7 protein-coding genes are annotated in these 8,088 nt (G+C 45.8%); 1 reads left to right on the forward strand and 6 read right to left on the reverse strand.

Going from position 1 to position 8,088, the window contains the following annotated elements:
• Positions 1-74: 74 nt before the first annotated feature.
• From VB118_07830 to VB118_07855, 6 genes are all read right to left on the reverse strand, one after another.
• Positions 75-1,475, reverse strand: coding sequence for an MBOAT family O-acyltransferase (locus VB118_07830; GenBank protein MEA4832512.1), 1,401 nt, complete (start codon positions 1,473-1,475; stop codon positions 75-77).
• A gap of 20 nt (positions 1,476-1,495) precedes the next feature.
• The gene (locus tag VB118_07835) at positions 1,496-1,942 is read right to left on the reverse strand and encodes an S-ribosylhomocysteine lyase (protein MEA4832513.1); all 447 of its coding nucleotides are present in this window, start codon (positions 1,940-1,942) and stop codon (positions 1,496-1,498) included.
• Entirely contained in the window at positions 1,939-3,213 is a 1,275-nt protein-coding gene (locus tag VB118_07840; GenBank protein MEA4832514.1) for a homocysteine S-methyltransferase family protein, read from the reverse strand. Before VB118_07840 ends, VB118_07835 begins: the two co-directional genes overlap by 4 nt.
• A gap of 198 nt (positions 3,214-3,411) precedes the next feature.
• Positions 3,412-4,029 carry a DUF1934 domain-containing protein gene (locus tag VB118_07845; protein ID MEA4832515.1) on the reverse strand — a complete coding sequence of 206 codons (618 nt, stop codon included), beginning with the start codon at positions 4,027-4,029 and terminating at the stop codon, positions 3,412-3,414.
• Positions 4,030-4,034: 5 nt separating this feature from the next.
• A complete protein-coding gene (gene murI / locus VB118_07850; GenBank protein ID MEA4832516.1) occupies positions 4,035-4,880 on the reverse strand; it encodes a glutamate racemase in 846 nt (281 codons plus the stop codon).
• A gap of 6 nt (positions 4,881-4,886) precedes the next feature.
• On the reverse strand, positions 4,887-5,999 hold the full coding sequence (locus VB118_07855) for a D-alanine--D-alanine ligase family protein (GenBank protein ID MEA4832517.1): 1,113 nt from the start codon (positions 5,997-5,999) through the stop codon (positions 4,887-4,889).
• A 223-nt stretch (positions 6,000-6,222) separates the two neighbouring features.
• Between VB118_07855 and VB118_07860 the strand changes: the two genes are divergently transcribed.
• The coding region (locus VB118_07860) for a heparinase II/III family protein (GenBank protein MEA4832518.1) at positions 6,223-8,088 on the forward strand (1,866 nt) is incomplete at its 3' end.

Consider the following 8,088-nt stretch of genomic DNA (forward strand, 5'->3'; position numbering starts at 1 on the left):
CACCATTCCTTTTGTTAATTTATTCCGGAATCGCATAATCGGCAAAAACCGGAACGAAAATTCCGTCGTTTTCATCAGAAAATCAGATACAAAAACGGGTTAAAGCCGGAATCCACGAGAAAAGCGACCGAAAGAAGCAGTACGGCTGCCGTTAGAATCGGTGCGGCAGATCTGAATGAAGGAAAGCGGTCATAAAGCCTATAATAAATCCTCTTCGGATAAGGTGTAGACGCCAGCGAAAGCACGATGAGCAGCGGAAGAGTTCTCACGAGGTCATATACGGCTTGTGAATTGATAAATCCGGCGGAACCGAACATATTTTTAAAATATTCCATGCCCGCCGCCGTATCCTCGAATACAAAGATAAGCCATCCCATTATTATGAAGAACAGCGCGTATATGTGCCCCACAAATTCCGGAAGCTTTTCAAGCTTTTTCAGTAAAAACGCCTTTTCAATAACGAGCAGAACAAAGAAATATAATCCCCAAATGATATAATTCCAATTTGCGCCGTGCCAAAAGCCGGTCAAAAACCACACAATGAACAAATTCCTGTATGTATTGAGTGTTCCTTTGCGGCTGCCGCCGAGAGGTATGTATACATAGTCCCGGAACCATACTGAAAGAGATATATGCCATCTTCGCCAGAAATCAGTTATGCTTTTTGATATATACGGATAGTTAAAGTTTTCAAGGAAGGTGAATCCCATCATCTTACCCATTCCGATCGCCATATCGCTATATGCCGAAAAATCAAAATATATCTGAAATGTATAAAACAGAATTCCTGTCCATGCCCCTACTGTACTTAAACTGTCCGATGGAATTGTCTGATACATTTTAAAAAGCTCTCCGGCAGTATTCGCAAGAAGCACTTTTTTCGCAAGACCGGCGACACATCTTCTCGCCCCGTCAGCAAAAAGTGCCACACTGTGCTCTCTCGAATTGAGCTGTGAATCGATATCCTTATATCTTACAATCGGTCCGGCAATAAGTTGGGGAAAGAGGGTAACATACGCGCCAAAGCTTATTATATTCTTCTGGACGCCGCCTTCTCCCCGGTATACGTCTATTGTATAGCTCATGATCTGGAATGTATAAAATGAAATGCCTATCGGCAGAGGAAGCCCGATCGGTTTCAAAAACGACAGAAAAGCTATCTTCGAAAGATTTACAATGAAAAAATCGCAATATTTAAAAAATCCAAGTATGCCGAGATTAAGTACGATCGATAAAATTAGAATTTTTTTCGCAAGACGTTTGTTTGCGCGATATTTGTCGATAAAGTATCCGCAGGTATAATCAATTACTATGGTAGCCGCCATCAGAGCAATATATACAGGTTCGCCCCAGCCATAGAAAGCAAGGCTGACGGCGAATATGATAAAATTGCGGTATTTGAACGGTACGAGAAAATAAAGCGCAAGCGATATGGGTAAATATCCAAACAGAAATTCAAGGCTCGAGAATACCATATTTCACCATTAACTCTTTATTAATACGTCATAACTTTTCCGCAAAGCGACTTTAAATATTCGCTTGCGACAGCTTTCGCGCCGGGAAGATCATGAAGCTTCCAATTTCCGCATTCCTTTGAGGAAGAAGCGCCGGGTATCATTCCTTCATATCCGGCGACGAAGCCAAACGCTTCTTCGACCGCTTTTGCGGCTTTATCTTCACTGACATCATCAAATAGCACAAGATAACATCCGGTAAGACAACCCATCGGCCCGAAATATACGACGCTGTCCGATATTGAGCTGTTTCTGAGGAAAGTCGCCGCGAGATGTTCTATCGTATGAAGAGCACCGGGTGCAATCGCGCATGTATTTGGCTTTACCAGTCTTATATCGAGCGTATATGTGTTTCTGTCTCGCCTCGACAGATACAGACCTGGCTTTAACTTGTCATGATCTACGGTAAAACTCGCTATCGTTTTCATATTCCGTTTTCCCCGTCCGTTACAGCCGGCGAAAATTCCGCGATCAACCGTTCTCTTTCACTTTCTGTAATATTAGAGCCGCCGCTCAGCGCGGCGCGTCCCGGATATACCGCAAACGCCCGTTTTAACGCTATGAAGCTGTCCGAAATAAACATTACCGGACCTGTCAGAAATGGCAGAGCCTCAACAAGCTCGTCCGCATCATTTTCCGAGTTTATCCGGATAAGCGCGACGCAGCCGTCATATTCCGCGGCTATGTCGCCTAAGTCAATTCCGCATACAATCTCAGGACTCAGCGGCATTTTACTTATATCATATATGATCCCGGCGTTTGAAGCAAGCGTTTTAAACGAATCGGAATGCGTCATCGTTTCTTTCAACGATTTAATCTTTTTTGAAAGCAAGGCTATATGCTCCGGACCAGTTCCGCAGCAGCCTCCGACTATTGCGGCTCCTGCGGTATACAAGTTCGCGGCGGAGCAGCAAAAATCCTCTCCCGTTTCGCTTTGCTTTATATTTGACGCATTCGGCAGTCCGCCGTTCGGCTTGGCTATAAGCGGATATCCCTCCGCCCGTGTCTCGCAAAGCCTTTTTATATACGGAAGCATTTCATCCGCTCCGCGTGAGCAGTTAATTCCGAACGCGTCAGCTCCTGCCGACGAAAGCGAAATAAGGCATGCCTCCGAAGGTTCTCCGCTTAATGTGGCGCCGTTTTCGTCTATTGTTACAGTTACAAAAACGGGCTTTTCCGTAATGCTCTTCACAGCGTAAAGCGCGGCACGCGCCTCCGAAAGAGAAACCTGTGTCTCTATTACGAATAAATCTGCTCCGGCTTCATCAAGAGCAATTGCCTGACGCGTAAAACTCGATACAAGCTCATCAAAGCCAGTCTCTCCATATGGTAATAAAAACCTGCCCGACGGAGATATGTCGCCCGCGATATATACCTTTTTATCTCTTCCGCAGCACTTATAATAACGCTCCCGCGCCTCAACTGTAAGGGCTGTCAGCCGCTTGTTCATTTCTTCGCATTCTTTATCAAGCGAATATCTCTTCAGCACAAACGGGTTCGCTCCGAATGTCGGAGCCAGCACTATATCCGAGCCCGCTTTGTAATACTCCGTCTGCAGAGCAATCACGGCTTCGGAATTATCGGCGCTTTTAAGAATCCAGCTTTCCGGACATTCTCCGAGCTTTAAACCTAATTCAAACAAATGGGTACCTGTCGCTCCGTCGAGAACAAGAGGCAGTTTTAACGGAAATTTTCTCATGTTTTATCCTGAATTATATTTTCTTTTTCGTTGTAGGATTTACCGCTAAAGAGAAAAGGCTCTGGTATATGAGCTTCTCTTTTTATTAAACTATATTATTAATTGGCATTTAAATAATTGCCGCTCAGTGAATAGACTCTGGTATACGGGCTTTTCTCCCATATAAAACAAGACTTATTTAAATGCCGTTTATAACTGTCAAACAGGCCGTACTGTGATATGGTATTCGTTGTGTTCGGCGGTGTTCCCTCCGATTTCGACGAGGTAATCAATAAGCATATTTCCGCCCTCCGCGCCTATGTTGTTTTCAAGCGCCTTGGTTGTTACGCATACGGTAGGAAAATGCGTAATCGGCGCAATTCCTGATAAATAAGCCGCTTCGTCAAACTTACCGTCCCCGAGAGGATAAGCGCAGATAAACCGCTTCCCGCGTTCAAATGCCATGTGCGTATTCACCTTTCCGTATCTGGAAAGCGTGACTGTATCTCCGGTTATATGCAGCATGGTATGTGATCCGGCCATGCCTGTGACATCGGTTTCGTCATAAGCGATGGTTATTCCGGTATCGTTTTCTGAAAGAGTTCCGTCGGTAAAAAGCTCCGTCGTCATGCTTTCGCTGTTTTCTCGCTCGGCAATACTGGCTAATATTTTTTTAAAGGTATCATCGGCGTCTTCTGCGGTTATTATGATTTCTCCGTCTTTATACAGAGCGTCGGTTCCTATTGATTTGGCGATTTCTTCGGCTGATATGCGTTCGGACAGCGCGTGTGAATAATGCTGTGTGCCGCTTATCCGTATGGAAACTTTCTTTTTCATCGGATTCAATAATCCTCAATATCAATAATTCTATTGCAGTAGTCGATGACGGGAAGTGATCCGTCGGTATCGGCTATATCATGGCTTTTATATCCGTAAAGGAATATTTCCGCCTGCGGACGAAACACTTCCATATCGTCACTCGAACAAATCGTCAGATGTCCGCCGGGCGCGGAAGAACGCAGCCCCTTTTCATCGAGTATTATCTTCGCTTCCTTTGCGACCTGTCTGCCGCTGTTAATCTGTGTCCCGTGCCATTCGTCTTCGATAAGAGGAGATATGAGCGGAAAATGAGTGCATCCCAGAATCAGGGTATCCGCTCCGAAATCCTTCACAGGCATGAGATATTCCCTGATTGCTAGACGCGTAATCTCCGAATCCTGTTTTATGTATCCGTTTTCGACAAGCGGCACGAGCAGGGGACAGGCAACCTGGCACACCTCTACGCCGCTGTAAAGGCCAAGAGCCTTTACAAAACTGGCGCTTTTAATTGTCGCGGAGGTGCCCCATACGGCTATTTTTTTATTATTCGTTACATTCACGGCTTCTTCTGCGGCGGGCTTAACGACGCCGATTACCGGAATTGGCAAAGAAGCCTCAAGCGCGGAAAATGCGATGCTTGATACGGTTCCGCAGGCGACAACGATCAGCTTCACATCGTGAGTCATAAGGAATGCGGCGTCCTGCCGTGCGTATTTTAACAATGTCTCGCGTGAACGTGTACCGTATGGCACTCTCGCCGTATCACCGAAATATATAATATCCTCCTCCGGCATCAGCTTGACAAGCTCTCTGACGGCAGAAAGCCCTCCGAATCCGGAATCGAACACGCCAATAGGCCTGTTATCCATAAACGCTTATTCGTCTGACCGCGCGCTGTAAACAGCTTCCGCGATCAGCATGTCTATCAGTTTTTTATACTCTATCCCCGCATTTTCAAACAGCTTGGGATACATACTTATTTTTGTGAAGCCCGGTATCGCGTTTATTTCGTTGAATATAACGCCGTTTTCATCCGCAAAAAAATCAACTCTCGCAAGCCCGGCACAATCCGTCAGGTTAAATATGCGTTTTGCGGTATCGCGCGCGTTTTCTTCCACATTCTTGTCAAGTGAAGCGGGAATGATCAGCTTTGAACCGTTGGATATATATTTTGCCTCATAATCGTAAAATTCGTTGTTGGGAATTATTTCGCCGCAGCGCGACACAATTATTTTTTGTTTTCCTTTTTCATGTGTTTCAAGGACGGCGACCTCGATTTCACGTCCTTTAACGGATTCCTCTACAATGACCTTGTCATCAACTGCTGCGGCAGCGGAAACAGCATCGGGAAAAGCCGATTTTGATTTTACTTTTGTAACACCGACTGAAGAGCCGGCGTTGCATGGCTTTACAAAAACAGGATATGAAAATTCTTTTTCGAGCTTATCCATGATTTCATCACTGCATTGCCTGAATTCAGAGCATTTAAAAGAAAACCATTTTGCCTGGCGTATTCCGTATTTTTCAGTAATAGACTTTGTAACAGCTTTATCCATTGTAATCGCGGCGCCGCGCGTCCGGCTTCCGACAAACGGAATGCCGGAAAGCTTCAAAAGTCCCTGCATTACACCGTCTTCTCCGTTCGCTCCGTGCAGAACAGGAAAAACGCAGTCAAGCTTTAATATTTCATATTTTTTTTCCGCTTTATTAAGCGTCATAATTCCGTGATGCGCACTGCAAGGGCTGAGGATCGCCGGAACAAGATTTGCGGTATCCTTTTCCCAGCTCAGATCTATAATTTTTTCATTCGGACCGGTGTACATGAACCATCTGCCGTCTTTTAATATTCCGATTTTATATATATCATATTTTTGTATGTCCGTATTGTCAAGCATTGACGCGCATGAGGCACAGGATATTTCGTATTCGGTGGATGCCCCTCCGAATATGACGCCGAGTTTGATTTTTTGAGTGTTGTCTGATATCAAGGTATTTATCCCCTTATAATACTATAGGTTATAGATATTATATTATATCACGTCCAATGTGAATACACAATACCGAAAAATCTTTTTTCGCTTTTCACTTTTGTTGAAATGTCACCTATCATTGACATTTCAACAATGCCGAGTTAATAAATATTTGCCGCCTCCTTGAAACAGCGGCGGTTTTATGTTATACTGATAGTTATATAAGTTTTATGAGGTATTTATGAAAAGAATAATGGCAATTGTCCTTTCCGCGCTTATGCTGACTGGGCTGTGTGCGGCCGCGTCTCCCGGTGTTTACGCCGAAGAGAAAACCGAATATATCTTTTTTGATTCCTTCGAGGATTATGAAGACGGCAAACTGCCCGGAAACGGATGGTCTTCCATCGACAGCTCCACCGCTCAAAGCTATGTCTCATCCGAGACTGCCAGCGACGGGAAAAAATCGTATTGCTCCGTTGACAGCTCTACGGATAACGGGCCGGGACTTCGATCAAAAAGTATTCCGGTCACACCCGGAACGTATTATACCGTTTCGGTTGATGCGCTTATTTCTGAAGGCGGCGCACAGTTTTATGTCGAGTTCTGGAAGGGCGGCAACCGCCTCACACCCGTTGAAATCGTATCATTTTCAGGTTACGAATGGTCTACGGTGACCACAACAGTTCCCGCCGTGGATGGCGCGGAATATATGACAGTTTTACTTTATCAAAACATGTCAAACGCCGGAACGGCAAATTATGACAATGTACGCGTCTCTCTCGGCAAGAAGCCGTCTGAGGATCTTCCGGAAACGGACAAAAAAATGGAACAGCTCGTTACGGGATATCCCCGCCTGTTCTTTACCGCCGCGGAAGCCGATTCCGTAAAAGCGAAGAAGGACGACAAGACGCCCAATTACGCAAACACCACCAACCAATCAGTATGCTCATACATTATTTCGAACGCGGACGCATATCTCAAGGAAAACTCCTTCACCTGCAGCTATTACGGTGGATACGATGTCACATATGAGCTTCCGCTGAAGCAGCCGGGGCCGCGCGCAAATCCGCCAGAATACGGCAATTCCGGTCAGTATCCGTATTGGACCGCTCTGGGCGGTCAGATAAGAGCCAGGATTGAATATACCGCGATGGCATATTTCCTCACCGGAGACGAAAAATACGCGCGTCTTGCCACCGATTACTGTATGTGGCTTACCGAATGGACAAGCTGGTCGGACCCGTCATATGAAAACGGGCTCGCATGCCTGGACAGCGGATATATCACAATGGGCGTATGCACCGCGTATGACCTGCTCTACGATTATTTCACCGACGAAGAACGCAGCGCCATTAAAGAGGCTATATATAAGTATTCAATTCTTAATCAATTAAAAATCTGGAATCTGCAAACAGATCATAACGTTCAGATGGTCATAACTTCATCCATGGCGGAGGCGGGATGTCTTTTACTCGGCGAATACCCGGAAGCAAACACCGCCGTCGTAAAGGCTCTGGAATATTTTAAGGTATTCCTTGACAGAAGAGTAAGCACCGAATCCCATGAAGGTACGATGTATACATGTCTGACCATTGAATCCATGATGACCGCGGTCGATATTATTCATCGCGTCACGGGCGACACAAGCATCATCGACCATGAATATCTCAACGAATTCCTGTTCAAATGGCTCGTCGCAGCCGGAGACAGTTCCAACGGTACCTATCCGGTAATAAGTGACGGCAGCACCAGCGCGGGCTTCTTTGTAACAGCATCCATAATTAATAAGATCACCAAGAATCCGCTTGCCGGATATTTTCTAAAACGTTCAAAGGTATATTCCGCCTCGCTTGAGGGACTTATTTACGGCATAAACGATCCGGTTTCCGCCGTCCCCGGGCAGGATCTGCAGTCGGTGAATATCAAAGGCGCGGGCTGGGGCGCGATGAGAACCGGCTGGAACGCCGGCGACACGCTTTTCGTGTTCTCCTGCAGCAAATCCGCAATGGGTCATAATCACCCGGACAACAACAGCTTTGATATTCTTCGCAACGGTGTCGCCCTCGCGACCGATCCCGGTTATGAGGATTATTCGCCCGGAGACAAC

The organism is Oscillospiraceae bacterium, assembly GCA_034925865.1.
Taxonomy (GTDB): domain Bacteria; phylum Bacillota; class Clostridia; order Oscillospirales; family SIG627; genus SIG704.

Excerpts from the sequence above, each read along its gene's own strand:
- VB118_07830 (MEA4832512.1), bottom strand. The coding sequence starts at position 1,475 with ATGGTATTCTCGAGCCTTGAATTTCTGTTTGGATATTTACCCATATCG.
- VB118_07835 (MEA4832513.1), bottom strand. The coding sequence starts at position 1,942 with ATGAAAACGATAGCGAGTTTTACCGTAGATCATGACAAGTTAAAGCCA.
- VB118_07840 (MEA4832514.1), bottom strand. The coding sequence starts at position 3,213 with ATGAGAAAATTTCCGTTAAAACTGCCTCTTGTTCTCGACGGAGCGACA.
- VB118_07845 (MEA4832515.1), bottom strand. The coding sequence starts at position 4,029 with ATGAAAAAGAAAGTTTCCATACGGATAAGCGGCACACAGCATTATTCA.
- murI (MEA4832516.1), bottom strand. The coding sequence starts at position 4,880 with ATGGATAACAGGCCTATTGGCGTGTTCGATTCCGGATTCGGAGGGCTT.